Origin of the sequence: Glycomyces amatae, from assembly GCF_020991375.1 — a bacterium.
Taxonomy (GTDB): domain Bacteria; phylum Actinomycetota; class Actinomycetes; order Mycobacteriales; family Micromonosporaceae; genus Glycomyces; species Glycomyces amatae.
Map to the genome: position 1 here is coordinate 120,413 of NZ_JAJLQZ010000003.1, position 23,900 is coordinate 144,312.

Genomic DNA, 23,900 nt, shown 5'->3' on the forward strand with positions numbered 1-23,900 from the left:
TTCTCCGGCAGGGCGTACGGCTCGTCCGTCAACGCCGGCTTCCCGTCCGACGACGTCTCCGCTCGGCGGGCGGCCCGCGCGCGGTCTCAGTGGACGCGGATCTCCTCGATCTCCATGGGCGCCTCGGGGAAGGAGAGTCGCACGGCCAGGGCCGTGCGCGGCTCGAACTCGATGCGCACGAACTGGTCGGCGCCGGGACCGGCCTGGTGGATCGGGGCGAACGTGCGTCCGTCGACCGCGGATTCGAGCAGCCACGGGTACGCGGGCGGCTCGGCGAAGTCGATCTCGATCCTGTTGATCTCATACGGGTATTCGAGGCTGGGCGCGATCCATTCGCCGGGCCCCGTCCCCTCCGCGCGCCAGGCCGCGGGCCCCGGCTCGGTGGCGTTGCCGCCCGGGCGCCCGGGTGCGGCGCTGCTGGCGGCGACGGGGCGGTAGGCCGCCAGCGACATCCAGCCCTTCCCTCGCGGCGGCTCGGTCAGGTACGGCGCGGGCGGCGGGAGGCGGCGCTCGCGGTCGGGCCGGGGCGCTGCCGGGCCGACCGCCGTCAGGACGAGCTCGACGGGGGCGAGGCCCGCCGCGGTGGCCCGAATGCGCTGCGGCCCGGGCGTGTAGGACCGCACCTCGATGGCGCCGGCGCCGTCCCACAGGCTGTGCGTCGCAGCGGAGAGGGCGAAGCTGCGCCCCGAGGGGAGCAGGGCGTCGCCCTCGACCACCGTGAGCAGGACGTCCCGGTCGTCGGCGACGCGGACGCCGTGCTCGTCGAGCATCTCGACCTCGATGCGGGCGTCGGCGGTGCCGTCGGTGGGGATCGTTTCGGTGTCGGTGCGCAGCCGCAGCGCCGCGGCCGTCCCGGGTTCGGGGAAGGCGGGCGGGGCGATCCCGAGCAGCTTCTCGCGGTACCAGTGGTAGGCGCGCTTGGGCCGGCGGAAGTAGTCCGCGAGGCCCTGGAGTCCGGCGCCGGGCGCGATGGTCTTGTAGTGGAAGGCGCACCAGAAGATCTTTCCCGAGCGCCAGGGGTGGTCGGTCTCGACGCCGTGCGCCCACTCCACCTCGTACTCGCCGGGCCCGTTGCCCATGACGCCGTGGTACTCGGTGACGAGGTTGGGGATGCCGGGGTCGAGGTAGAGCTCGGCGCCGTCGCCGTTGTATCCGGCGATGTCGCCGAGGCGGTCGAAGCCCTTGCGCTGCACGCCTCCCACGGCCGCGGGCCGGGTCGGGTCGAGCCGCTTCGCGAGGGCGACGAGCTCGACGGTGAGGGCCTTGGCCTTGGGGATGACGGCGTCGTCGGAGAAGAACGCCTCGTTGCCGATGCTCCAGGTGACGATGCTCGGGTGGTTGCGCTGCGTGCGGATCATCTCGCGCAGGGCCGTGCGCAGGCTCTCCTCGAACTCGGCCTCGTCCGCTTCGTGGACGGGGTAGGCGCTGGCGAACCAGTGGCCTTCGACGTTCTCGCCGCCGGTCCCCCAGAAGTGGAGTTCGGACCAGAACAGCAGGCCCTGGCGGTCGCACTCCTCGGCGAAGTACGGGTGGTGGGGGTAGTGGGAGCCGCGGATGATGTTCATCCCGAGGTCCTTGACCATCGCGATGTCGCGGCGGATCGAGGCGCGGGTGCCGGCGTCGCCCCAGCCGCCGCGGTTCTGGTGGACGTTGGCGCCGTGGAGGTCGAGGTGCTCGCCGTTGAGGAAGAAGCCGCGGTCGGCGGTGAACTCGAACCGGCGGAACCCGAAGGAGGTCGTCTGGGCGTCGCGCACGGCGCCGTCGACGGCGACCGAGGCGGTGAGCTCGTAGAGGTGCGGGTGGTCGGGGTGCCACAGCAGCGGGTCCGTCACGGCCCCTTCGAGTTCGACCACCGCGGTGGACTCCGCCGGAACGGTGCGGCGCACGGGTCCGAGGTGGACGGCCGTGCCGTCCGGGCCGGTGGCGAGCGCGGCGACCACGGCGTCGGCGGGGTCGGGCCCGTCGTTGACGACCTCGACCGAGGCGGCGATCGACGCCGACGCGCGGTCGACCTCCGGGGTCGTGACTCCGACGCCGTGCCAGGCGATGCGGACGCGGTCGGCGACGAGGAGGCCGACGTCGCGGTAGACGCCGCCGTTGAAGCTGTAGTCCCCCGCGCGCGGCGCCAGGCGGGCGTTCCAGCGGTTGTCGACCCGCACGAACACGTCGTTCTCGCCGGCGTGGACGAGGTCGGAGACGTCGACGGTGAAGGGGGTGTAGCCGCCCTCGTGCCGGCCGGCGAGGCGGCCGTTGACGAAGACCTCGCAGATCTGGAAGACGCCCAGGAACTCCAGTGCGATCCACCGGCCGAGCCACGCCTGGTCGATGCCGAGGGCTCGCCGGTAGCAGCCGAATCCGGTGTAGATCCGGGGCTCGCGGAAGTCCGGGAGGCCGAACGAGTGCGGGAGGCCGACGTCGTACCAGTCGGGGTCCGGCGGCGCGGTCTCGGCGCCCGGGTGCTCGCCGTAGTCGAAGGTCCAGTCGGCGTTGACGAATCGCTGTTCGCGGATCATGTGGTCGTGGCCTCTCGGTCGCGGGGGCGGGCCGCCCCAGGATCGGGGGCGGCCCGCGGTTCAGGGCGGTCCGGCCGCTATTTCGAGGCGTCCCAGGCCTCTTGGTAGATCTCGACGTACCGGTCGGCGCCGAGGTCGGTGAGGTTCTGCTGGAACTCGGCCCAGTCCTCGTCGCTGTCGATGTCCCTGACGCCGGTGACGAACTCGGCGCTCGCCTGGACGACGAAGTTCTCCACGTTGGTCTGGATCGTGGCGAGTTCGGTGGCGGTCTCGCCGGTGACGGAGACCTCCCAGTACGGGAACAGCTCGTCGGACTCGTGGCCCTCGTAGGGCACCGTGGCCTCGAACAGGCGGCGCTCGTAGCCCTCAGGGGTGTAGATGTCGGTCGCGGTGACCTGGCTGTTGCGGAACTCGGCGTCGCTGAAGAACTGCGCGATCGGGCCCCAGGAGTTCTGGAGGATCTCCTCGGTGGGCAGCGTGATGGTCTTGAAGTTCGGCTCGAGGGCCTCGTCGAGGGCGACGTCGCCCTCCTCGGGCCGCATCCAGTTCACGCCCTCGATGCCGTACTCCCCCTGGAGGTGGCCGTCGTAGGAGACCATGAAGTCGAGGATCTGCATGAGCTTCTCCTGCTTGGCCTCGCTGGAGCGGTTCGTGATGACGAAGGTCGCCCCGGGGGCGGCGCCCGCGCCGCCGCCGCTCCAGAACGTGTCGCTGCCGTTCGGCCCGGTCAGCGGCGGGACCGCGTCGTACTGCGTGTAGCGTCCGTCCTCCTGGTCGGCGGTGACGAACCAGGGGTGCATGACCCCGACCGCGCCGAGGATGACGCCCTCCGCGCTGGCGCCCTTGGCGGTGAGCGCTTCGCCGTTCTGCGTGAAGGTGCCCTCGTCGATCAGCCCGTCCGCGTAGAGGGAGGCCGCGTAGGAGATCCCGTCGCGCCATTCGTCCCGGGTCGGCTGCAGGGTCACCTGCCCGTTGCGGGTCCCGAGGCTGGCCGGGTTCACGCCCTCGGCGTTCGAGTACATCTCGGCGGTGTAGACGAACGGGTTCAGCAGGTACGACAGGAGCGAGGCGCCGCCCGCTCCGGAGAGGGGGATCTCGTCGGCCTCGCCGTTGCCGTTGGGGTCCTGGGTCTTGAACGCCTCCAGGACCGTCCGCAGCTCGTCGGGCGTGGTGGGCTGCTCCAGGCCCAGGGTGTCGAGCCAGGCGGAGTTCATCCACAGCTTCGAGGGGTAGGAGCAGTGGTAGCAGTCGTTCCAGGCCGGGATGCCCCAGATGCTGCCGTCCGGGGAGGTCGCCAGGTCCTTGAAGCCGGGCTCCTTCTCGAACGCGGCGGTGAGGTTCGGGGTGTCCTCGCCGATGAGGTCGTCGAGCGGGACGATCACGCCCTGGCCGCCGAGCTTCACCAGCTCGTCGGCGCTGAACTGGTCGACCCACGGGATGAGCATGTACGCGTCCGGGTAGTCGCCGCTGGCGAGGGAGATCTGCCGCTTCTCCGCGGCCGCGGTGCCGTCCCAGGTGGTCGTCTCGAACCGGAGGTCCACGTCGAACCGGTCTTCGAGGAGCTTCGTGAACGCGTTGTCCTCCAGGTCCTGTCCCTGTCCGGCGTCCTGGGGGGCGAAGATGGTGATCACGTCGTCCGGAGTGGTCTCCGGTTCCGACGAGCACGCGGCGAGGGCGCCGGCGGACACGGCGAGCGCCGCCGCCGCCGCTGCCGCCCGTGCGGATCTGCTGTTCATCGTTGGCTGCCTTTCGGTGAGGAGTTGCACGGTTCGAGGGGAGGCGCGCCGACCGGTCCCGGCGGCGCGCCGCGGGTCGCGGGTCAGCCCTTGACGGAGCCGAGCATCACGCCCTTCGTGAAGTGCCGGGCCACGAACGGGTAGACGAGCAGGACCGGCACGGTGGAGACGACGATGAGCGAGAACTTCATGAGGTCCGCCATCTGCTCGGCCGCGAGCTGGTCGGCGAGGTTCGTCCCGCCGCTGTTGTTGACGATCAGGATGTCGCGCAGCACCAGTTGCAGCGGATAGAGTTCCTCGCTGCGCAGGTAGATCAGGGCGCTGAAGTAGGAGTTCCACTGCCCGATGCCGTACATGAGCGCGATGACCGCCAGGAGCGGTTTCGACAGCGGCAGGACGACCGACCACAGGAAGCGCAGGTCCGAGGCGCCGTCGAGCTGGGCCGCCTCGTACAGCTCCCCGGGGATCGAGGTGCGGAAGTACGTCATCGCGATGAGGACCTGCCAGGCGGCGATCGCCGACGGCAGGATGATCGCCCAGCGGGTGTCGAGCAGGCCGAGTGCCCGCACGACCATGTAGGTGGGGATGAGGCCGCCGCTGAAGAGCATCGAGAACAGGACGCCTCCGATGAGGACGCGGCGTCCCACGAGGTCGCTGCGCGAGAGCGGGTAGGCGATCATGACGGTGAGGGCGACGCTGACGACCGTCCCGACCCCGGCGTAGAACAGCGAGTTGCCGAAGCCGACGAGGATCGCGCGGTTGGTGAGCACCGCCTCGTATCCGATGAGCGTGAAGTCGACCGGCCACAGGAACACCCGCCCGCCCGACACCGCCGCGGGGCTGGAGAGGGAGCTCGCGACGATGTTGGCCAGCGGGACGAGGACGACGAGCAGGAAGGTGCACAGCAGGAGGTAGACGCCGGCCATGAAGACGCGGTCGACGGGCGTGTCCTGGACCTGCCTGGCGCGGCGGGGCCGGGGGCCGCGGGGTGCGGCGTCCGGCGCGCGCCGCGCGGCCGGGGTCTCGACTGTCATTGCGTGCGCTCCTTTCACCACAGCCCGTTGCCGGTCACGCGCTTGGAGACGGTGTTGACGGCCAGGAGCAGGATGAGGTTGATGGCGGAGTTGAAGAGCCCGACCGCGGTCGCGAGGCTGAAGTCGGCGCTGAGCAGGCCGACCTTGTAGGTGTAGGTCGCGATGATCTCCGAGGTCGAGAGGTTCAGCGGGTTCTGCAGCAGGAAGGCCTTCTCGAAGCCGACCGCCATGATGCTGCCGACGCTCAGGATCATCACCACCACGACCGTGGGCGCGATGCCGGGCAGGTCGACGTGCCAGATCTTGCGCAGGCGGTTGGCGCCGTCGAGGCGGGCGGCCTCGTACAGGCTCGGGTCGATGCCGGCGAGCGCGGCCATGTAGATGATCGCGGAGTACCCGGCGGTCTGCCAGACGTCGCTCCAGACGTAGACGCTCCTGAAGGCGCCGGGGTCGGCCAGGAGGTTCTGCGACATGCCGAAGAAGCCGAGGAGGTCGGACATGAAGCCGATCCGGGGCGAGAAGATCAGGATGAGCATCGAGACGACGATGACCGTCGAGATGAAGTGCGGCGCGTAGGTGACCATCTGGACGGTGCGCTTGAAGAACCGCGCCCGCACCTCGTTGAGGGCCAGGGCGAGGATGACCGGGATGGGGAACCCGGCCAGGAAGCCGTAGAGGCTCAGCAGCAGGGTGTTGCGGATGAGGTCCCAGGCGACGGGGTTGGCGAAGAACCGCTCGAAGTGGTCGAGGCCGGCCCAGGGGCTGCCCCAGATCCCGTCGACCACGTTGTAGTCCTTGAACGCGATCACGTTGTTCGCCATGGGGATGTACTGGAAGATCACGAAGTAGGCGACGGGGAGGACGAGCAGCAGGTAGAGCTGCCAGTGGCGGCGGAGGCTCCGCCTGCGGGTGCGCCGTCGGCGGGCGGCGGTCCGCTCCGCTGCGGCGGCGGTCACCGCCTCGGTCCCTTCCGCCTGGATGCCGAACGGCGGGGCACGGGGTTCAGAACACTCACGCTCGCTCCTTTGCGATCGGGCTTCGTGAATGTTCACGGTAAGTTGGCGTGCTCGCGCCAGTCAAGACTCCGAGACAGAAAAGATCAGATGTTTGCGTTGAGATTCGATACCTGTAGCGGTAAAGAACCGCTCTTTTGTCAGTTTTTATCCATTAGATTCTTAATTTCGTAGGTCATTGATACCATCTTTGCCCATGGAATCGATATCTGTCTATTTACAGGCGGCGGCCGCGCGACTACCCTGAACTCGACATCCTCTTATTTTCGAGGATTATTCCGAACTTTTCGAAGACGAGGTTCCCCATGAAGACACCGCCTCGGAGCCGAAGGCGCACCGCCGCGCTCGCGCTCGCCGTCGCGTTCGCGGCGGCCGCGCTCAGCCCGGCCGCCGACCCGTCGCCCTCCCCGGTACAGGCCGACAACCCGATCATCCAGACGATCTACACCGCCGACCCCGCGCCCCTGGTCCACGACGGACGCGTCTACCTCTACACGGGCCACGACGAGGACGGCTCGACCTGGTTCACCATGAAGGAGTGGCGGGTCTGGTCCTCCGACGACATGGTCAACTGGACCGACCACGGCTCGCCCCTCGACGTCGGCACCTTCGCCTGGGCGCGTCAGGACGCCTGGGCCGGGCAGGCGGTCGAGCGCAACGGCAGGTTCTACTGGTACGTCCCGGTCGTCAACGACGCCACCGGCAGGATGGCGATCGGCGTGGCCGTCGCCGACAGCCCCACCGGGCCCTTCCGCGACGCCATCGGCCGCCCGCTCGTCGAGAACGGCGAGATCGACCCCACGGTCTTCATCGACACCGACGGCCAGGCGTACCTGTACTGGGGCAACCCGAACCTGTGGTACGTGAAGCTCAACGCGGACATGGTGTCCTACAGCGGGAGCGCGACCCGGATCGCGCTCACCGCCCAGGGCTTCGGCGCCCGGCCGGGCGGCACCGACCGGCCGACCCTCTACGAGGAGGGGCCGTGGGTCTACAAGCGCGGCTCCCTGTACTACATGGTGTTCTCCGCGCAGTGCTGCTCGGAGTTCATCGCCTACTCCACGGCCCCGGGCCCCACCGGGCCCTGGACCTACCGGGGCACGATCATGCCCACCCAGGGCGGCAGCTTCACCAACCACGCGGGCGTGATCGACTTCGAGGGGTCCTCGTACTTCTTCTACCACAACGGCGCGCTGCCGGGCGGCGGCGGCTTCACCAGGTCGGTGGCCGTCGAGCGGTTCGCCTACAACGGCGACGGGACCTTCCCGAGGATCGACATGACCACCGCCGGGGCGCCGCAGTCGGGCACCCTCGACCCCTATGCGCGCCAGGAGGCCGAGACGATCGCCTGGCAGTCGGGGGTGGAGACCGAGCCGGCCTCCGAGGGCGGCATGAACGTCGGCTGGATCGAGAACGGCGACTGGATCAAGGTCGAGGGCGTCGCGTTCGGCGCCGGCGCCTCCTCGTTCACGGCGCGGGTGGCCTCGGCGACCGCCGGCGGCACCCTCGAACTCCGGCTCGGCGGCCCGAACGGGACGCGGGTGGGCGCCTGCTCGGTCCCGGGCACCGGAGGCTGGCAGACGTGGACGAGCGTCACCTGCCCGGTCAGCGGCGCGACGGGGACGCAGGACCTGTACCTGCGGTTCACCGGCGGCTCCGGTTATCTGTTCAACGTGGACTGGTGGCGGTGCGCCGTCCGGTAGTGCGCAGCAGCGGGCCTCCCTCCCGGGAGGCCCGCCCACCCGAGTCCGGCGAACCGGACGGCCGCTCAGGCGAAGGACCAGCGCTGCCCCGCCGAGCCGTCGCAGTTCGCGAGCACCACCGCGGTCCCGTTGGCGGTGCCGCCGCCGGCGGTCGCCAGGCACAGCCCGGACTGGACGCCGGTGACGGTGCCGTCGGCGTTCACCTCCCACTGCTGGTTGGCGCCGCCGTGGCAGTCCCAGATGATCGCCCGCGTGCCGGGAGCGGTGCCGGCGCCCTCGGCGTCGAGGCACTTGCCGCCGTAGACGCGGAGCTGCCCGGACGAGGAGTCGTCCCACTGCTGGTTGGCGCCGCCGTGGCAGTCCCAGAGCTGGAGCGCGGCGCCGTTGGCCTGGGACTGGGCCGAGACGTCGAGGCAGCGGTCAGCGGCGGTGTTGCGCACCTGGTCGGTCTCGGCCGGCGGAGCGGAGTCGAACTGGGAGATGAACTGCCAGACCTCGTTCTTGACCCAGCTCCGGGCGCCGCTCTCGCAGCCGGTGCAGCCGTCGACGGGACCCTGCTGATGGCCGCCGTCGAAGGCCGCCCACACGACGGGGAACCCGGAGCGGCACGAGTAGGCGGTGGTGATGTGCCTGCCGCTGCCGGCGGCCGGCTCCTGCGGGCTCTGGGAGGCGCAGCCGTTGTTGGCGACGAACCGGTCGCGCATGGCGCGCGCCTGCGGCATGCTGTCGGTGACGCCCTGGATGCCCATGTACGCCACCGAGCCGGTGCCCCCGTTGCAGCCGCTGACCGGCCCGGGGACGGCGATGGCGATCACCGCGCGGAACACGTCCGGGCGGGCGCACGCGAGGGCGTAGCTGATCGCGCCGCCGTAGCTGAAGCCCAGGGAGAACCGCTGCGACTGGTCGACGCAGAGGTCGGCCTCGATCCGCTGGATCATGGCGTCGAAGAAGGCGACGTCCTGGCCGTTGGTGTCGGGCCAGGCGTTGTTCAGGCCCTGCGGGGCCACGAAGATCGCCGAGCCGCCCGCCAGCGCGTCGAGTCCGTAGTGGGCGTAGACGGCGCCGTCGCTGCCGCCGCCGGCGACGTCGCCGGCGGTGCCGCCCCACCAGTGGTTGCCGAAGATGAGCTTGTGGGGCGTGTCCCGGTCGTACCCGGAGGGGACCTTGAGGATGAAGCTGCGGTTCTGGCCGCCGCTCTGGATGGTGTGGGTCCCGCTGCTGAGGGTCGGGGCCTTGCCGCAGCCGCCGCTGGCGGCGGCGGTCACGTCGGGCGAGGGGGAGGCGGGGGCGTCGGCGGCCTGCGCCGTGGCGGCGCCGGCGGTCGCCAGCACGATCGCGGCCGCCAGGCACGCGAGTGCGGATCTGAATCTCGACATCGGTGGGAACTCCTCGTGTTCAAGCTCGTCGAAGACTGCGCGATGGGGCGGCACCGCGTGAGGGACCCGTTGCGGAGGTGTGGCCGGACGCCGACTGGGATCGCTCCCAGATTCACCGGCGCGGCGGCCGCGCGATGCCTTAAATATTGACATCAGTCTATATAAATTGGATGTGAGAGGTCAAGACGAGGAGGTTTTTCCATCGATGGCGAAATATGTCCGCCCCATCGGGGCGGAAACATCGGATCTGCGTGCCTTGATTCAGCGCGCCAGGCGGTCCGGGTCGCCCTGCTCGCCTCGCCGGACGAGCCACGCGTCCGTGATGTGCGCGAACATGGCCGCCGCCGCGCCCTCGGCGTCGCCGGCGGCGATGCGCTCGCAGACGGCGCGGTGGCCGCGGTTGGAGGCCTCGCACAGGGCCCGCTCCGTCCGTCCCATGTAGCTGGCGGTGTTGACGACCTGGCTCTCCAGCGAGCGGACGACGGCACGGGCGATGCGGTTGCCCGAGGCGCGCATGACGGCGTCGTGGAAGGCCCGGTCGTGCTCGTGGTAGACCTCGGGGTCGCCGACCAGCTCGTCCATGCGGTCGACCAGCTCGCGCATCCGGGCGACCGCGTCGGATCCGGCGGCGCGGGCGGCCGCATGGGCCATGTCGGCTTCGAGCAGGCGCCGGGTGACGACGAGGTCGTCGAGGACCGCCAGCGCCTCGTCCTCGTCGATGACCGCGCCGAGGACGAGCTCGTCGAGCATGTTCCACGAGGTCGAAGGCAGGACGGTGGTGCCCGAGCCCTGCCGGATCTGGACCAGGCCCTTCTCCTGAAGGACCTTCACCGCCTCGCGGACCACGGTGCGGCTCACCGAGAACAGGTCGCACAGGGCGGGTTCGGGGGGCAGCGCGGAGCCGGGAGCGTAGTCGCCGCGGACGATGCGCTGCACGAGTTCGGCGGTGACGGCCCTGGCGAGGTTGGCCGGCCGCCGCGCCCAGCCGGGGGCCGCGGGCTCGCCCGCGGTCGGGCGCTGCGCTGTCGTCATCGGTCCTCCGTCCGCGGCCGCGGCCGGGCCGCGACTCGCGGATCAGTGTACGGCACTCCATTGACGTAAGACGTCATACGAGTTACGTTTACTGGCGTCCTCGAGCCGCACCCCGGCACCCCCACGGAGAGTGATCTGCAATGAAGCGACGAGCACTGTGGTCGACCGCCCTGATCGCGCCCCTGGCGCTGTACGGATGCGGCAGCGCCGCGGCACCGGACTCCTCCGGAGGAGGCGGCGACACCCTCGTGGTCTGGGACTGGAAGTCCGGTGACGCGACCACCGAGTCCTATATCGAGCAGGCGAAGGCCGACTTCGCCGAGCGCCGCCCCGGCGTCGAGGTCGAGTTCGTGGCCCAGCCGTTCGACCAGTACTACAACCTCCTGGGCACCGCGATCCAGTCCGGCGAGGGCCCCGACGTGATGCTCTTCAACGGCGGCGGCCAGCTCCGCGACCGCACCGACGCGCTCGTGCCCCTCGAGGACTACCTCGCCGAGGACATGGAGCGACTGGCCGGATGGGAGGCGTTCTCCGACGGCGGCCACGTCTACGCCGCCCCGGTCACCCTCCAGGGCCACCCGCTCTACTACAACAAGGCCCTCTACGAGCAGGCCGGACTCGACCCCGAGGCCCCCGCCGCCACCTGGGAGGAGTTCCTCGCCGACTGCGCGCAGATCGAGGAGGCCACCGGTGCCGACTGCTTCGCCATGGGCAACAAGGAGGGCTACGGCATCCAGTTCTTCCTCTCCGGTCTCGGTCCGGGCGTGCTCACCGCGCAGGAGTACGACGCCTGGATCGCCGGGGACCGCGACTGGACCTCCCCCGGCGTGAAGCGGATCTTCGAACTGTGGGTCGAGGCCGAGCAGGCCGGGCTCAACAACGACGGCGTCAACTCGACCGCGATGTTCAACGACGAGTTCGCGCTCTTCGACGGCGGCGAGGCCGCCCACGTCATCGGCCTCATGTCCGATGTGGGCCACTGGAAGGAGTTCGGCGAGTTCCTCGACCCCGCGGACGTCGGCGTCATGCCGGCCCCGCTGGTGGACCCCGACGCGACGCCGTTCCTGCCCTACGACGGCGGCATCGGCTACGGCGTCGCGGAGTGGACCGAGGACCCCGAGCTCGCGGCCGACCTGGTCCGCTCGCTCACCTCGACCGCCGCGCTCGAGGCGTTCTACGCCGACGCCGGGGCCATCGCCTCCGACACCACCATCGACGCCTCCGGGGCCGGACCGGCCGCGGCCGCGATCGTGGCCGCGATCCCCACCGGCCGGCCCGCGCTGCATGTGGCGCTGTCGGCCGAGACCCTCGAGCTCATGGGGCGCCTGTCCCAGCAGCTCCTCAGCGGCTCGGCGACCGTCGACGACGCGCTCGGCCAGCTCGCCGCGAGCGACCAGGCGGGCTAGGACATGCCGATCGGAAGCCCGCCGCCCCCGGCCGGCCCCGCCGCGGCGGGGCCGGCCGGGGCGAGCGCACCGGCGGCGGCACCCCGCGCGGCGCGGGGGCCCCGGCGCGGGGCGGGTGGGCGGTTCCCCCGCTCCGAACGCCTCGCCCCCTACCTGCTGGTGGCTCCCGCGGTCCTCGTCATCGCCGTGTTCCGGCTCTACCCGCTCGCGCTCGGCGTCAACTTCTCCTTCACCGGCGACGGCGACCGCAACGGGCGGGCGGTGGGGTGGGACAACTACGCGGCACTGTTCGCCGACCCGCTCTTCATCGCCTCCATGCGGAACGTGGGCCTGCTGGTGCTGCTGCTGCCGGTGGCCGTGGCGATCCCGGGGGCGCTCGCCACGTTCCTGTACCTGCGCGTGCCCGGGCACCGCGTGTACCGGAGCGTCTACTTCTTCCCCGCGGTCCTGTCCCCGGTCATCATCGGCGCGATCTTCAACCTGCTGCTGGCCTTCGACGGCCCCGTGAACGCCCTGCTCGGCGCAGTCGGGGCCGGGCCGGTCGACTGGCTCGGGGACCCCGGCGTCGCCATGTTCGCGGTCGTGGGCGTCCACATCTGGGCCACGTTCGGGATGTCGCTCGTGGTCTTCCTCGCCGGGTTCGCCACGCTGGACGCCTCGCTCATCGACGCGGCGCGCGTCGACGGCGCCTCGCTGCCCGGGGTGGTGCGGCACGTGATCTTCCCCGGGCTCTCGCGCACGATCCAGTTCGTGTTCGTCACCACCATGATCGGGATGCTCACCTCGATGTTCGGGCTGCTGTACGTCATGACCGGCGGCGGCCCGGAGGGCTCGACGTACCTGCCGGAGTACTACATCTGGTTCCAGCAGGGGCAGATGGGCCGCCCGGCCCTCGCCTCCGCCGCCTCCACGGTGCTCTTCGGCTTGATGCTCGTCGTGGGGACGGCCCAGATCGCCGTCCTGCGCCGGGTCGGGAGGGAGGACTGATGACGCCGCTCCGCGCCGGACGGTGGCTGGCCGCGATCCCCATGGCCGCCTTGGCGATCGCCACCGTCTACCCGCTCGTCTTCACCGCGAACGTCGCCATGAAGACGCGGCACGAGTACGTGCTCGACCGCTTCGCCCCGGCCGAAGGACTGCGCTGGGACGCGTTCGCCACCGCTTGGACCAGCGCCGACATGGGCCGCTACCTCGCCAACTCGCTCATCACGGTCACCGGTGCGGTCGCGCTCCTGCTGCTGCTGGGGTCGATGGCCGGGTTCGCACTGAGCCGGTTGCGGTTCCGCGGGTCGCGGCTGCTGTTCCTGGCCTGCCTCTCGGCGCTGTTCATCCCCTTCCAGGTGATCATGGTCCCGCTCGCGCGCACCATGGGGCAGGTCGGGCTCATCGACACCTACCCGGGGCTGATCCTCGCCTACACGGCGCAGTTCCTGCCGTTCACGGTGTTCCTGATGACCGGCTACTACAGCGGCATCCCCTCCGAGATCGTCGACGCCGCGCGCATCGACGGGAACTCGGTGTACGGGGTCTACGGGCGGATCATGCTGCCGCTGGGACGGCCCGCGCTGCTGTCGGTCGGGATCCTCAACGCGCTGTTCTGCTGGAACGACGTGCTCATCGCACTGCTGATGATGCCCTCGGCCGAACACCGCACCCTCATGGTCGGCGTCACCGCGCTCCGCGGCCAGTACTCCGCCGACATCCCGACGTTCGCCGGCGGCGTGCTCATCGCGGCCGTGCCCGTCCTCGTTCTCTACCTGTGCTTCCAGCGCCAGATCACCGCCGGCGTCACCGCCGGGTCGACGAAGGGATGACATGCGGATCACCGGGTACCGCACGCTGACGACCGTTCAGGAGTGGGCGCGCCCCGTCGGAGACGCCAACGGCGTCCTCGCCGACGGCGTGTCCGCCGTCCCGGTCGTCCTGGTGGACACCGACGAGGGGATCACCGGCGTCGGCATGGGATCGCACGCCGGCGTCGCGGACGCCTTCGCGGCCATCGAGGGCGAGGACCCGCGGGGCGTGACCGCGCTGTACGACCGGATGCTCCGGCACGTCTTCAAGTCCGGCCACGGCGGCGCCGTGTTCGGGACCGTGGGGGCGCTGGACACGGCCCTGTGGGACATCAAGGCGCAGGCCGCGAACGAACCGCTCTGGCGCTTCCTGGGCGGGCGCGACCGGGTCGTGCCCGCGTACGCGTCCGGGCTCGACATCGGCCTCGGCGACGACGACCTGGTCGCGACGTACGGCGTCTACGCCGAACGCGGCCTGCGGTCGGCGAAGCTCAAAGGGGGCCTCGACGTCGAGGCGGACCGGCGGCGGCTCGAGCTCGTGCGGGAGGTCCTGGCCGAGGCCGGCGGCGGCGCCCGGCCCGGCCTCATGCTCGACGCGAACGAGACCTGGTCGCGCAAGCAGGCGGTCCGCCACGTGCGCGAGCTCGAGCGCACCGTGGACCTCGCCTGGGTCGAGGAGCCGGTGCGGCGCTGGGACGCCGAGGGCCTGGCGGTCGTCCAGCGCGGCGTCCGCGCCGCGGTGGCGACCGGCGAGAACCTCACCGGACTGGAGCAGTACCGCCCGCTCCTGCGGGCGGGCGCGGTCGACGTCGTCCAGACCGCCGCGGTCGGCGGGGTCACGCACTTCCTGCGGGTCGCCGCGCTCGCGCACGCGCACGACCTGCCGGTGAGCCCGATCGGCAACGTCCCGGTGGGCCTGCTGCACGCCGCGACCGCCGTGCCCAACCACCTCGTCAGCGAACTCCAGGACCTGTGGCCGCCCGTCGGCGTCACCGCCGACCTCGACATCGAGGACGGCGCGTTCGTCCTCGGCGACTCCCCCGGCCTGGGCGTGACGGTCGCCGAGGACCGCGTCGCCGCGCTCGGCCGCCGGCCGGGCCCGGCCGACCCCGCCGGTCCGGGCGTCCGACCCGCGCGCGCCGGACTGCGCCTGCTCGCCACCGCGAGCCCCGAGACCTTCCGATCCCCCGCTCCCCCGACGCAGGCGGACACCGAGGCGCCGCCGGCGCGCCGGGGAGCGCCCGCCGAAGACCGACACCGAACGGAGCCTCGCCGAATCTAGAAAGGACACCGACATGCGGCACGCACCCTCCGGGCGCCTCCGAGCGCCCGCACTCGCGGCGGCACTCCTCCTCGCGGTCACCGGGGCCCTCGCGGGCCCGGGCGCTTCCCCGGCACACGCCCAGACCGAGCACGACCTCTACGTCTCCCCCGCCGGGGACGACGGCGGCTCCGGCACGGCCGGCCGGCCGCTCAGGACCCTGACCGAGGCCCAGACCCGCGCCCGGCAGGCCGCCGCCGCGGGCGACGGCGACGTCACCGTCACCCTCCTCGACGGCACCTACCGGCTCTCCGGTCCGCTCCGGTTCACCGCCGCCGACTCGGGCCGCAACGGGCACACCGTGACCTGGCGGGCCGCCGACGGCGCCGCACCGGTCGTCACCGGGGCCCAGGCGGTCACCGGCTGGGTCCTCGACGACGCCGCCACGGGCGTCTACCGGGCCGACGTCGGCACCGGCTTCGACACCCGCCAGCTCTATGTGGACGGAGTGCCCGCCCAGCGGGCGCGCACCGGCATCGCGCCCTCGGACATGACGCTCACCGCCTCCGGGTTCACACTGAACAACGGGAACTTCGACTACCTCGCGTCCCTGCCGGACCAGCAGCGGATCGAACTCCAGGCGCTCCTGTCGTTCACCAACAGGTTCGCCCCCGTCGAGAGCGTCAGCGGGCGCACGGTGACCATGCAGCAGCCGTCCTGGAACAACAACACGTACGGGTACGACGCGATCCAGAACCCGTTCCGCACCCCGCAGTTCTTCCTGCTCAACTCCAAGCGCTTCCTCGACCAGGCCGGCGAGTGGTACCTCGACACGGCCGCCGGGCGCCTCTACTACAAGCCCCTCGCGGGGCAGAGCATGGCGGCCGCGAAGGTCGAGCTGCCGCGCCTGGAGACGCTCGTGGAGATCGGCGGCACCTACGCGCAGCCGGTCCGCGCGCTCGAGTTCTCCGGTCTCACGTTCACCGGGACCTCGTGGCTCGACCCGGGATCGGGCAACGGGTACGCGAACCAGCAGACCGGGACGTTCATCACCGGGGTGCAGAGCGAGCGGCCGGGCGACGCGTTCACCTCGTGCAGGTCCGGGTGCCGCGGGTTCGAGGCGGCCCGCAACGACTGGGCGCAGACCCCGGCCGCCGTGCAGGTCTCGGCCGCTGACGGGATCACCTTCTCCGGCAACACCTTCCGCAATCTCGGCTCAGTGGGGCTGGGCATCGGCAACGACGCGAACGCGCACAGCACCGGCGTCGGGCTCGGCGCCAGGAACATCCTCGTCACGGGCAACACGTTCACCGCCAGCGCGGGCGGCGGGATCGTCGTCGGCGGGGTCCGCCCCGACGCGCACCACCCCTCGGACTCGCGGATGCTCAACAGCGACATCGAGATCAGCGACAACCGCGTGTACGAGACCGCGCTGGAGTACCTCGACAACGCCGCGATCCTCGGCACCTACGCCACCCGGCTCACCATCGCGCACAACTACGTCTCGGACATGCCCTACAGCGGCATCAACGTCGGGTTCGGCTGGGGCGCCAACGATCCCGGAGGAAGCCCGGAGTACCTGAGCCGGGGGCTGTACGACTTCCAGCCGATCTACCAGACGCCCACGACCTCGCAGGCCGTCCACGTCACCGGCAACCACGTGCGCAACGTGGTGGAGACGCTGTTCGACGCCGGGTGCATCTACTCGCTGTCGGCGCACCCGAACAGCACGATCAGCGGGAACCACTGCGAGAACAGCGGGCAGCTCGGGATGTACTTCGACGAGGGCTCGCGGTACTTCACCCTCTCGGGCAACGTCTTCCGCAACACGTACGGCCAGTGGGCGCACGCCAACAACCAGAACAGCAACCTCACCGGGGACCTGACCGCGACCGGCAACTACACGACCAACCCGGCCATCACCGGGCTCGTGAACGGCCAGCGGGGCAACACCGTCGGCGGCAACACCACGTTCGACGCGAACGCGGTCCCGGCCGCGGCGGCGGCGATCATCGCGGACGCGGGCCCGCGCGACGGCGGCGGGACCACCGCCGGGGCGCTGCGGTCGGTGAGCGCGGGCCGGTGCCTGGACGTGCCCGACCAGACGACCCAGAACGGGACCCAGCTGCAGATCTGGGACTGCTGGACCGGCGCGAACCAGCAGTGGACGTTCACTTCCGCGGGCGAGCTCACCGTGTACGCCGGCGGGGACCGGCGCTGCCTGGACGCGTCGGGCGGCGGGACGGCCAGCGGGACGCTCGCGATCATCTGGTCGTGCCACGGCGGCGCGAACCAGCGGTGGAACCGGAACGCCGACGGCACGATCACCAGCGCCGTCTCGGGGCTGTGCCTCGACGTCTCGGGCGCCGCGACCGCCAACGGCGCCAAGGTGCACCTGTGGACGTGCACCGGCGGGTCGAACCAGCGCTGGACCTGGTCCTGACGCGCGCCTGAGGGGAGCGGCGCGGCCGGTCGGCCGCGCCGCTCCCGCTCAGGCGTGGCGCGACGTGAACGCCGCGGAGAGCCCGACGAGGCGCCCGCGGGCGGGCACGGTCTCGAAGCCGTGCCCGACACCGTCGAAGAGCTGGAGGTCGAGCCGGTCGCCGTAGGCGTCCCGGTAGCCCTCGAGCACGCCGGGCGCGAGCACGAAGTCCTCCGTGCCGACCGCCAGGAGCACCGGCCCGGTGTAGGCGGCCGCGTCGGCGAACGGGTCGATGCCCGCGGCGTCGTCGACGAACGCCCGGTGGATGGGCAGGCCGCCGAAGTCGTCGTAGCCGGACTCGGCGATCGCCGCGGCCCGGCGCCGCGCGCCCTCCCCGTCCATGGCGACGGCGAGGGCGGCCGGGGCCCACAGCACCAGCGACCGGACGGGGCGCAGCGGCGCGGCCAGGGAGGCGGTGAGCGCGCCGAGGCTCATGCCCAGCAGGGAGAGCCGCCCGGCGTCGACCGCCGGGTGCGCGCCGACCGCGTCGAGGGCGGCGACGGCCTGGGCGACCTGGTCGGACACGGTGAGGTCGTCGAAGTCGCCGTCGGAGTCGCCGCAGCCGGCGAAGTCGAACCGGTACGCGGCCACCCCGCTCGCGGCCATCGCCTCGGCCGCGCGGACGAACGTGTACCCGAACTCGGCGCGGTTGCCCCCGAATCCGTGGCAGAGCACGACCGCCGGGACGGGCGCGGCGGTGTCGGGGGGCAGGTGCAGGGCGCCGCGGAGCGTGCGCCCGCGGTGTTCGATGTCGAGGAGTTCCACTGGATCCAATCTGCGGTGTCGGAGGGGGGCGGCGTCAGTCCGCCTGGCGCACCGAGGCGACCGCCCACGGGGCGAGGTCGAGGTCGATGTCGAGGACGCCCTCGCCGGAGGCGGTGAGGGTGAAGCGGTGCAGGGCGTCCGCGACGTCGTGCAGGTGGCGGCTCTGCGCCCGGCTGGGGTTGAGCGGGCTCCCCATCGCGTACCAGGCCTCGGCGGGGTTGCCGTGCTCCCAGTCCAGGACCTCGACGAGGAACACGGTGCCGGGCGCCAGTCCGCCGACGGCGTGCCGGATCCGGCGGGCGGGGCCCTCGTCGGCCAGGGCGCGGGTCTGCTCGTAGGAGTCGGCCGAGCCGACGGCCCGCGTGCCCCGCTCGTCAGGGTAGTTGAAGAACACTCCGGCGACCGCGGAGGTGCGGCTGTCGCGGGTGAGGGCGCCGTGCGGTGTGGACAGCAGCAGCCGGTCGCCGAGCCGCTCGAGCATGGCCATCGCGTGGAAGGTCGGCTTGTGCGCGCCGTCCTCGGTGACGAGGCCGAACCCGCCGTGGAAGGGGCCGATGCCGGCGCCGCCCTCCTCGAACACGTCGGTGAACGCCCAGTAGGAGATGGAGTCGGCGAGCGCGGCGCACTGGAGGTAGGCGCGGGTGATGGCGGTGGCGGCGAAGAGGGTGTCGTGCATGCGGTCGCGCGAGGACGGCGAGGTCGACCACTCGGTGATGTGGACTTCGGCGTCGGGGTAGGCGGAGCCGGCGATGAGTTTGCGCAGGAGGCGCAGGTCGTCGTAGGTGGCGTCGGCGTAGCGGGAGAGGGCGACGCCGTTGCCGTCGGAGCCGAAGGCGTAGTCGGTGGGGTAGAGGTGGGTGGTGACGAAGTCGACCGGGACGTCGCGCTCGGCGCACCAGGTGAGGAACTCCTCGATCCACACCGGCTGCCAGTCGAGGGCGTCGACGTCGGGCGCGGCGGCGGTGGGGTGGGAGGCGGCGCGGTCCTCGGTCTCGCCGCGGTAGCGGTCGTCGGGGACGAAGACGCTGGTGGAGGGGCCGCCGACGCGCAGGTGCGGGTCGATCCGCTTGATCGCCAGCGCGGTCTGCTCGTAGAGTTCGAAGTACTCGGTGCGGGTCCCGGTCCAGAAGTGGGGCACCAGGTTCGGTTCGTTCCAGACCTCGAACCGCCACCGGCGGACCTCGTCGAGGCCGTAGCGGTCGATCCAGTGCTCGACGGTGCGGGTCACGAGCTCGACCCACTTGCCCATGTCCTTGGGCGGACTGCAGTGGGCGCGCCACCAGAAGAGGGTGTCGGTGACGGTGGCGAGCGCCCGCGGCATGAAGCCGAGTTCGACGAAGGGGCGGGCGCCGGTCTCGAGGATGAAGTCGAAGACCTTGTCGACGTAGCCGAAGGTGTGGACGGGCTCCGGGAGCGGGCTGTCGGGGCCGAATCCGCCGCCGTAGCTCTCGCGGTAGACGAACATGTCGTCGTGGAAGAGGCCGTGGAAGCGGAGGTAGCGGAAGCCGAGGGTGTCGACGGCCTCGGTGAACTGGCGCTGCCAGTCGGCGCGGAGGGCCTCGTTGGCGCGTCCGGCGCCGGCGCATTCGCTCCAGACGTGGCGCAGGGGGCTGTCGGTGCCGGGGCGGCCGTCGACGGTGAGCGCGGGGGTCGCGGTTCGGTCGCTGTCCATGTTCTCGTTTCGTTCGCGGTTCGGTGGCGGATCGGGAGGCGCGGCGGGCCGTTGCGGGCGATGGGTGCTCAGGAGGTGGCGCGCCGCCTCGCATGTCTTCAGTTATCGAAAATTTTTCGAAACATATTCGAGCGCTGTCAGGCTAACGTCCTGCCTTTGAGCTGTCAATACGTGTTCAGATCGAAAGCACGATGGCGTTGATCCGCAAGAATGTTCATGATAATGTCGAAATGTTTTCGAAACATCGAAAGAGAGGCCGTCGATGCAGCGTCCCGATGAGGATCGCCGTCGAACCCGTCCCGGGCGCGGCCGGAGGCGCGATGTCCGGGCACGGGCGGCTCGCGGCGGCGCTCGGCCTTCGCGACTCGCCCTGACCGACGAGGGGGCCGTCCGATGAGCGAGGACCCGCGCCTGCGGCGCAACCGCCTCCAGAACCGGTGGACCGAGCGAGCGCAGCGCGAGCGCGATCAGCGGCAGGACGACACCGCTGCGACCGCGGGGGGCGGCATCGGCGGTGAGGCGACCGCTCCCCTGCGCCGCCCGGGGGAGGCGAACCGCCGCCGACCCGAGGAGTGATCCTCCTGCGGCGCTGCCCCCGTTCGCATCGCGATGCTTCGGCGGCTCCTCAGCCCCGGCGGCGCGGGGCCGGAGCGGCGAGCAGCCGCACGCCGGGGGCCGAGGCCGCGAACGGCCCGGGCACGACCTCGTCGCGCGGGAGACCGGTGATGTCCGCGCTCAGGTCCAGATCGGACCCGTCCGGGTTGGTGTAGCCCATCTCGGCCTGGTAGCTCGTCCCGAGGCGCGCGGTCGTCACCGGGGCGACGGCGAAGGCGGCGCCGGCCACCTCGACGCGGACGGTGCCGGCCGCGGCGTCGTGCACCTCGACGCGCACCGGTGACGCGCCTACGACACGGGGCTGCGGTTCCGCGCGGAACGGCTCGGCGCCGTCCGCGTACAGGTTGCCTTCGACCCGGACCGGCAGGCGCGGCCCGGCCAGCGCGCTGCCGTCCTCGTTCGGGTACTCCTCCGGCGTCGGACATGCGTCGTACTGCGAGGTCCCCACCGGGGTCGGCACGAAGGCGGCCTGGCCGGGCACGCCGTCGATGTCGATCGCGCCGGACCAGAAGCTCGCGAGCGCCGGCTCCGCCTGCGGTTCGGCGCGTTCCCCGCGGTCGCCGACGAAGACGTTGTTGTAGAACCGGTTGTCGCCGCCGAGGATGTTCGAGACGCCGTGGACGGCCGTGGAGTGCGGCAGGTGGTAGGGGGTGTACCGCTGGTGCTCGGTGCAGCTCGCGATGCGGCCCGCGAAGTAGTTGTGCACGTAGGCGCCGCCGGTGGACATGTCCTTGACCGCCCACGGGGAGAGGAACAGGTTCGAGTCCACGAGGTACGGGCCGTGGCAGACCTCGACCATGAAGTCCTCGGCGGTGGAGGCGTAGAAGACGTTGCGCCGCACCAGGGTGCCTTGGGCCTGCCAGTCCAGCCACAGGGCTCGATGCGTGTGGTGGATGGTGTTCCCGCTGATCACGGTGTCGATGGCGGCGTGCAGTTTGATGCCGGCCACCTCGGCGCCGTGCCACTGCCGCTTCACGTGGACGCGGGAGATGTGGTTGTCGGCGATGGTCGAGAACGCCGCGCCGAGATGCCCGACGATGCCCGCCTGCTCGCAGTCCCGGATCGTGTTGCGGCGCACCGTGTGGGAGCCGACGTGGTCCCGGTGCCACGGGTGCGGCTCGCCGGCGTCGGGGCCGCGCAGGGCCAGCGCCCGCTGGATCACCTCGCGTTCGCGCTGCGTGCCGCCCTTGGCGCCCTTCGATCCCGAGGTCCACTCGTTCTGTCCGGTGCTGGCCTCCTTGCCGAGGGAGACGCCGACGTTCTTCGAGTCGGTGATCGTGTTGTCCTCGATCACCCAGCCCTTGGACCAGTGCGGGCCGATCAGGCCCTCCTGCATCGCGGTGGGCGGCGCCCACTGCGTGGCGGCCTTGGTCAGCGTGAAGCCGCGCACCGCGAGGTGGTCGACGCCCGTGGCCTCGGGCCAGAAGACGAACTTGCGGACGTTGATCTCGATCTCGTGCGCGGCCGGGTCGGCGCCCCCGAAGTTGGCCCAGATCGTCGTGGCGTCGTCGCCCGCCTCGCAGTACCACGTCAGCAGGGAGCCCGCCTGGTCGAACGAGTCCTCGGTGACCGCGGGGCGTTCGACGCCGCCCAGGGTCGGCGACTCGTACATGGACTTGCCGTCGAGGTACACCTCGCCGGTGTGCCAGGTGTTGACCTGGTCGAAGAACCAGTCCCCGCCGATGCGCTCGGTGTACGGGTTGCGGTCCCCGAACAGGGTGTTCGGCACCGTCGCCGTCCAGACGGCGGCCGAGCCGGGATGGGGGCGCCAGTCGGCGATCACCTCGGCGCCGGAGATCGTGACCGGCTCGTAGCGGCCCTCCGCGTCCAGCGCGGCCTGGTAGGTGATCGGCGCGGCGGCCGTGCCGCCGCGGGGCGGATTCACCCACTCGCGGTACACGCCCGCGTGCACGACGACGGTGTCCCCCGGTTGCGCCAGCGCCGCGGCCGCACCGATGCTGAGCAGCGGGGCCTCGGGGGTGCCGGCGGCGGTATCGGATCCGGACTTCGCGACATGCAGTTCCACAACGCAAACCTTAGCCGCCGGCCCGCGCGGTCCTCCCGGGTGAACGCCGTCGAGCAGTCCTCCGGCGGGGAGCGGGCTCCAGGGCCGGTTCACGAAGGCGCTCCCGGCCGGCTCGGGGCGGGACAGGCCCTGTCCACGTCGCCTCTCGACCTCGCAGCCGCCTTCCGCGCGCGCTCCGCGGACGGGTATGCGGCCCGCCCGGCGACCGAGGGACGTGCCCCGGCGGTGGAACGGATCGAGTGCTCCAACATCAGGAGGAGAACGCGGTCGCGCCGTTCCCCGCACCGGGTCCGCGTTCAGCCGGGCGATTCGGCGGTGTCGGCCTCGACCGCCCGGTCGGCGTGCTCCTCCGCCGCCGCGCGGCGCCCTTCCGCGCGGGCCTGCGCGAGCTTCTCCTCCAGCCGCACGCGCGACCTGCGGCGCCCCCACAGGCCCGACCAGACGAGTAGGGCGACGCCCGCCAGCGCGATCAGCTGCGGGAACGGGACGGCCCAGACGCCGACGTCGGCGGTCGCGGCGTCGACCGAGGTGCCGTCGCCGTCGCCGACCACGGCCGGCGTCACTTCGAGGGACGCGGGCACGAACACGAGCGGCCACACGTCTTCCACTGCGACCGTGAAGGTCCGCTGCTCCCCCGGCAGGAGTTCCTGGTCGATCTCGTCCGCTCGGGGGAACGCGACCTCCCGGCCGCCGACCGTGACGGCCCCGGTCACCGTGAGCCGCGTGTTGCCGGTGTTCACCACGTCGAAGGTCACCTGCGCTACTCCGGGGGCCAGCGGGTTCCACGAGAGGTCGTAGGAGGAGGCCACGGCCTCCAGTGCGGCCGCGGGCGCCAGTTCCCCCGTCACGCGGGTCATGACGCGAAAGCCGACCCGGGACTCCACGCCGATGGTCGCCCCGTCCGAGCCGACCTGCTGCGACAGGACCGAGGCGGCCACGCCCGCCGCGTGGTCGCCCGGGGTCGCGTTCTCCGGCACCGTCGTCGTGAACGGGACGACGGCGGTCTCGTCCGGGCCGACCGTGACCTCGTCCTGCACCTCGATCCACAGTCCCGCGTCCACCGAGGGCTGATCGGAGGGCAGCATGCCGAACCGGCCGTTGTCCCCGAAGTAGCCGTCCGCGGCGGAGAGGCGGAACGTCACCTCCTGATCGGACAGGTTGTGGATCGCCATGTGCTCGGTCGCGGTCTCGCCCGGGTCGAGTTCCTGCTCGACCCAGGCCCGGCCGTCCTCACCCGAATCGTCGGCCGGTCGGACCGACCACGTCACCGTGCCCGCGTCCCCGCCGTTCGACTGCGCGGCGGCGGGCCCGGCGGGGACCGCCATGAGCGGCAGGGACACTGCGGCGAGGAGAGCGGCGCGAACCGCGCCGCCACTGGTTGCGGAAGCCATCGTCGGCCTTTCGGGGGGTCGGATGCGGGGTCCCGGAGCGCACGGCCGGTGGGCGGACACGGCTCGGTGCCCGCCCGGTCGG

Annotated in this window: 17 protein-coding genes; 7 read left to right on the forward strand and 10 right to left on the reverse strand. The window is 71.6% G+C overall.

The annotated features are described in order from the left end of the window. Positions 1 to 86 precede the first annotated feature (86 nt). The 4 genes from LO763_RS05785 to LO763_RS05800 all read right to left on the reverse strand — a co-directional run bounded on the left by LO763_RS05785 (position 87) and on the right by LO763_RS05800 (position 6,239). Positions 87 to 2,513: a glycoside hydrolase family 2 protein gene (locus LO763_RS05785; RefSeq protein WP_230601019.1), complete on the reverse strand. Its 2,427-nt coding sequence runs from the start codon at positions 2,511 to 2,513 to the stop codon at positions 87 to 89. 77 nt (positions 2,514 to 2,590) lie between these two features. Then, complete coding sequence (locus tag LO763_RS05790) at positions 2,591 to 4,249, reverse strand: type 2 periplasmic-binding domain-containing protein (protein WP_230601020.1); 1,659 nt, start codon at positions 4,247 to 4,249, stop codon at positions 2,591 to 2,593. Positions 4,250 to 4,332: 83 nt separating this feature from the next. Beyond that, a complete protein-coding gene (locus LO763_RS05795) occupies positions 4,333 to 5,283 on the reverse strand; it encodes a carbohydrate ABC transporter permease (protein WP_230601021.1) in 951 nt (316 codons plus the stop codon). Positions 5,284 to 5,297: 14 nt separating this feature from the next. Continuing rightward, entirely contained in the window at positions 5,298 to 6,239 is a 942-nt protein-coding gene (locus LO763_RS05800; protein WP_230601022.1) for an ABC transporter permease, read from the reverse strand. Between the two features lie 362 nt (positions 6,240 to 6,601). Between LO763_RS05800 and LO763_RS05805 the strand changes: the two genes are divergently transcribed. Continuing rightward, positions 6,602 to 7,999: a glycoside hydrolase family 43 protein gene (locus LO763_RS05805; protein WP_230601023.1), complete on the forward strand. Its 1,398-nt coding sequence runs from the start codon at positions 6,602 to 6,604 to the stop codon at positions 7,997 to 7,999. Between the two features lie 65 nt (positions 8,000 to 8,064). On the opposite strand, the gene LO763_RS05810 is transcribed toward LO763_RS05805, so the two are convergent. Then, a complete protein-coding gene (locus LO763_RS05810) occupies positions 8,065 to 9,375 on the reverse strand; it encodes a ricin-type beta-trefoil lectin domain protein (protein ID WP_230601024.1) in 1,311 nt (436 codons plus the stop codon). Between the two features lie 261 nt (positions 9,376 to 9,636). Beyond that, complete coding sequence (locus tag LO763_RS05815) at positions 9,637 to 10,407, reverse strand: FadR/GntR family transcriptional regulator (protein WP_230601025.1); 771 nt, start codon at positions 10,405 to 10,407, stop codon at positions 9,637 to 9,639. Between the two features lie 140 nt (positions 10,408 to 10,547). On the opposite strand from LO763_RS05815, the gene LO763_RS05820 reads away from it, so the two are divergent. From LO763_RS05820 to LO763_RS05840, 5 genes are read left to right on the forward strand one after another with little or no spacing between them, the layout of a single operon-like run. Beyond that, entirely contained in the window at positions 10,548 to 11,813 is a 1,266-nt protein-coding gene (locus LO763_RS05820; protein ID WP_230601026.1) for an ABC transporter substrate-binding protein, read from the forward strand. 3 nt (positions 11,814 to 11,816) lie between these two features. Beyond that, positions 11,817 to 12,800: a carbohydrate ABC transporter permease gene (locus LO763_RS05825; protein WP_230601027.1), complete on the forward strand. Its 984-nt coding sequence runs from the start codon at positions 11,817 to 11,819 to the stop codon at positions 12,798 to 12,800. Then, positions 12,800 to 13,627 carry a carbohydrate ABC transporter permease gene (locus LO763_RS05830; protein ID WP_230601028.1) on the forward strand — a complete coding sequence of 276 codons (828 nt, stop codon included), beginning with the start codon at positions 12,800 to 12,802 and terminating at the stop codon, positions 13,625 to 13,627. The genes LO763_RS05825 and LO763_RS05830 overlap by 1 nt, the downstream gene beginning before the upstream one ends. A gap of 1 nt (position 13,628) precedes the next feature. Further along, positions 13,629 to 14,888 (forward strand): mandelate racemase/muconate lactonizing enzyme family protein, encoded by a 1,260-nt coding sequence (locus LO763_RS05835; protein WP_230601029.1) that lies wholly within the window; start codon positions 13,629 to 13,631, stop codon positions 14,886 to 14,888. Between the two features lie 13 nt (positions 14,889 to 14,901). After that, positions 14,902 to 17,310: an RICIN domain-containing protein gene (locus LO763_RS05840; RefSeq protein ID WP_230601030.1), complete on the forward strand. Its 2,409-nt coding sequence runs from the start codon at positions 14,902 to 14,904 to the stop codon at positions 17,308 to 17,310. 48 nt (positions 17,311 to 17,358) lie between these two features. Here LO763_RS05840 and LO763_RS05845 read toward each other — a convergent pair whose 3' ends face one another. Both LO763_RS05845 and LO763_RS05850 read right to left on the reverse strand, forming a co-directional pair. Continuing rightward, positions 17,359 to 18,114, reverse strand: a complete 756-nt coding sequence (locus LO763_RS05845) for an alpha/beta hydrolase family protein (protein WP_230601031.1) — start codon at positions 18,112 to 18,114, stop codon at positions 17,359 to 17,361. Between the two features lie 34 nt (positions 18,115 to 18,148). Beyond that, positions 18,149 to 19,786 carry a GH39 family glycosyl hydrolase gene (locus LO763_RS05850; RefSeq protein ID WP_230601032.1) on the reverse strand — a complete coding sequence of 546 codons (1,638 nt, stop codon included), beginning with the start codon at positions 19,784 to 19,786 and terminating at the stop codon, positions 18,149 to 18,151. A 393-nt stretch (positions 19,787 to 20,179) separates the two neighbouring features. Between LO763_RS05850 and LO763_RS05855 the strand changes: the two genes are divergently transcribed. Next, the gene (locus LO763_RS05855) at positions 20,180 to 20,362 is read left to right on the forward strand and encodes a hypothetical protein (RefSeq protein WP_230601033.1); all 183 of its coding nucleotides are present in this window, start codon (positions 20,180 to 20,182) and stop codon (positions 20,360 to 20,362) included. Between the two features lie 49 nt (positions 20,363 to 20,411). On the opposite strand, the gene LO763_RS05860 is transcribed toward LO763_RS05855, so the two are convergent. Beyond that, on the reverse strand, positions 20,412 to 22,427 hold the full coding sequence (locus tag LO763_RS05860; protein ID WP_230601034.1) for a right-handed parallel beta-helix repeat-containing protein: 2,016 nt from the start codon (positions 22,425 to 22,427) through the stop codon (positions 20,412 to 20,414). Positions 22,428 to 22,723: 296 nt separating this feature from the next. Beyond that, entirely contained in the window at positions 22,724 to 23,767 is a 1,044-nt protein-coding gene (locus tag LO763_RS05865; protein WP_230601035.1) for a WxL protein peptidoglycan domain-containing protein, read from the reverse strand. Positions 23,768 to 23,900: the final 133 nt, after the last annotated feature.

Bases quoted from the DNA above. Each gene is read 5' to 3' on its own strand.
- LO763_RS05785 (WP_230601019.1), bottom strand. From the start codon at position 2,513: ATGATCCGCGAACAGCGATTCGTCAACGCCGACTGGACCTTCGACTAC.
- LO763_RS05790 (WP_230601020.1), bottom strand. From the start codon at position 4,249: ATGAACAGCAGATCCGCACGGGCGGCAGCGGCGGCGGCGGCGCTCGCC.
- LO763_RS05795 (WP_230601021.1), bottom strand. From the start codon at position 5,283: ATGACAGTCGAGACCCCGGCCGCGCGGCGCGCGCCGGACGCCGCACCC.
- LO763_RS05805 (WP_230601023.1), top strand. From the start codon at position 6,602: ATGAAGACACCGCCTCGGAGCCGAAGGCGCACCGCCGCGCTCGCGCTC.
- LO763_RS05810 (WP_230601024.1), bottom strand. From the start codon at position 9,375: ATGTCGAGATTCAGATCCGCACTCGCGTGCCTGGCGGCCGCGATCGTG.
- LO763_RS05815 (WP_230601025.1), bottom strand. From the start codon at position 10,407: ATGACGACAGCGCAGCGCCCGACCGCGGGCGAGCCCGCGGCCCCCGGC.
- LO763_RS05820 (WP_230601026.1), top strand. From the start codon at position 10,548: ATGAAGCGACGAGCACTGTGGTCGACCGCCCTGATCGCGCCCCTGGCG.
- LO763_RS05825 (WP_230601027.1), top strand. From the start codon at position 11,817: ATGCCGATCGGAAGCCCGCCGCCCCCGGCCGGCCCCGCCGCGGCGGGG.
- LO763_RS05830 (WP_230601028.1), top strand. From the start codon at position 12,800: ATGACGCCGCTCCGCGCCGGACGGTGGCTGGCCGCGATCCCCATGGCC.
- LO763_RS05835 (WP_230601029.1), top strand. From the start codon at position 13,629: ATGCGGATCACCGGGTACCGCACGCTGACGACCGTTCAGGAGTGGGCG.
- LO763_RS05840 (WP_230601030.1), top strand. From the start codon at position 14,902: ATGCGGCACGCACCCTCCGGGCGCCTCCGAGCGCCCGCACTCGCGGCG.
- LO763_RS05850 (WP_230601032.1), bottom strand. From the start codon at position 19,786: ATGGACAGCGACCGAACCGCGACCCCCGCGCTCACCGTCGACGGCCGC.
- LO763_RS05855 (WP_230601033.1), top strand. From the start codon at position 20,180: ATGAGCGAGGACCCGCGCCTGCGGCGCAACCGCCTCCAGAACCGGTGG.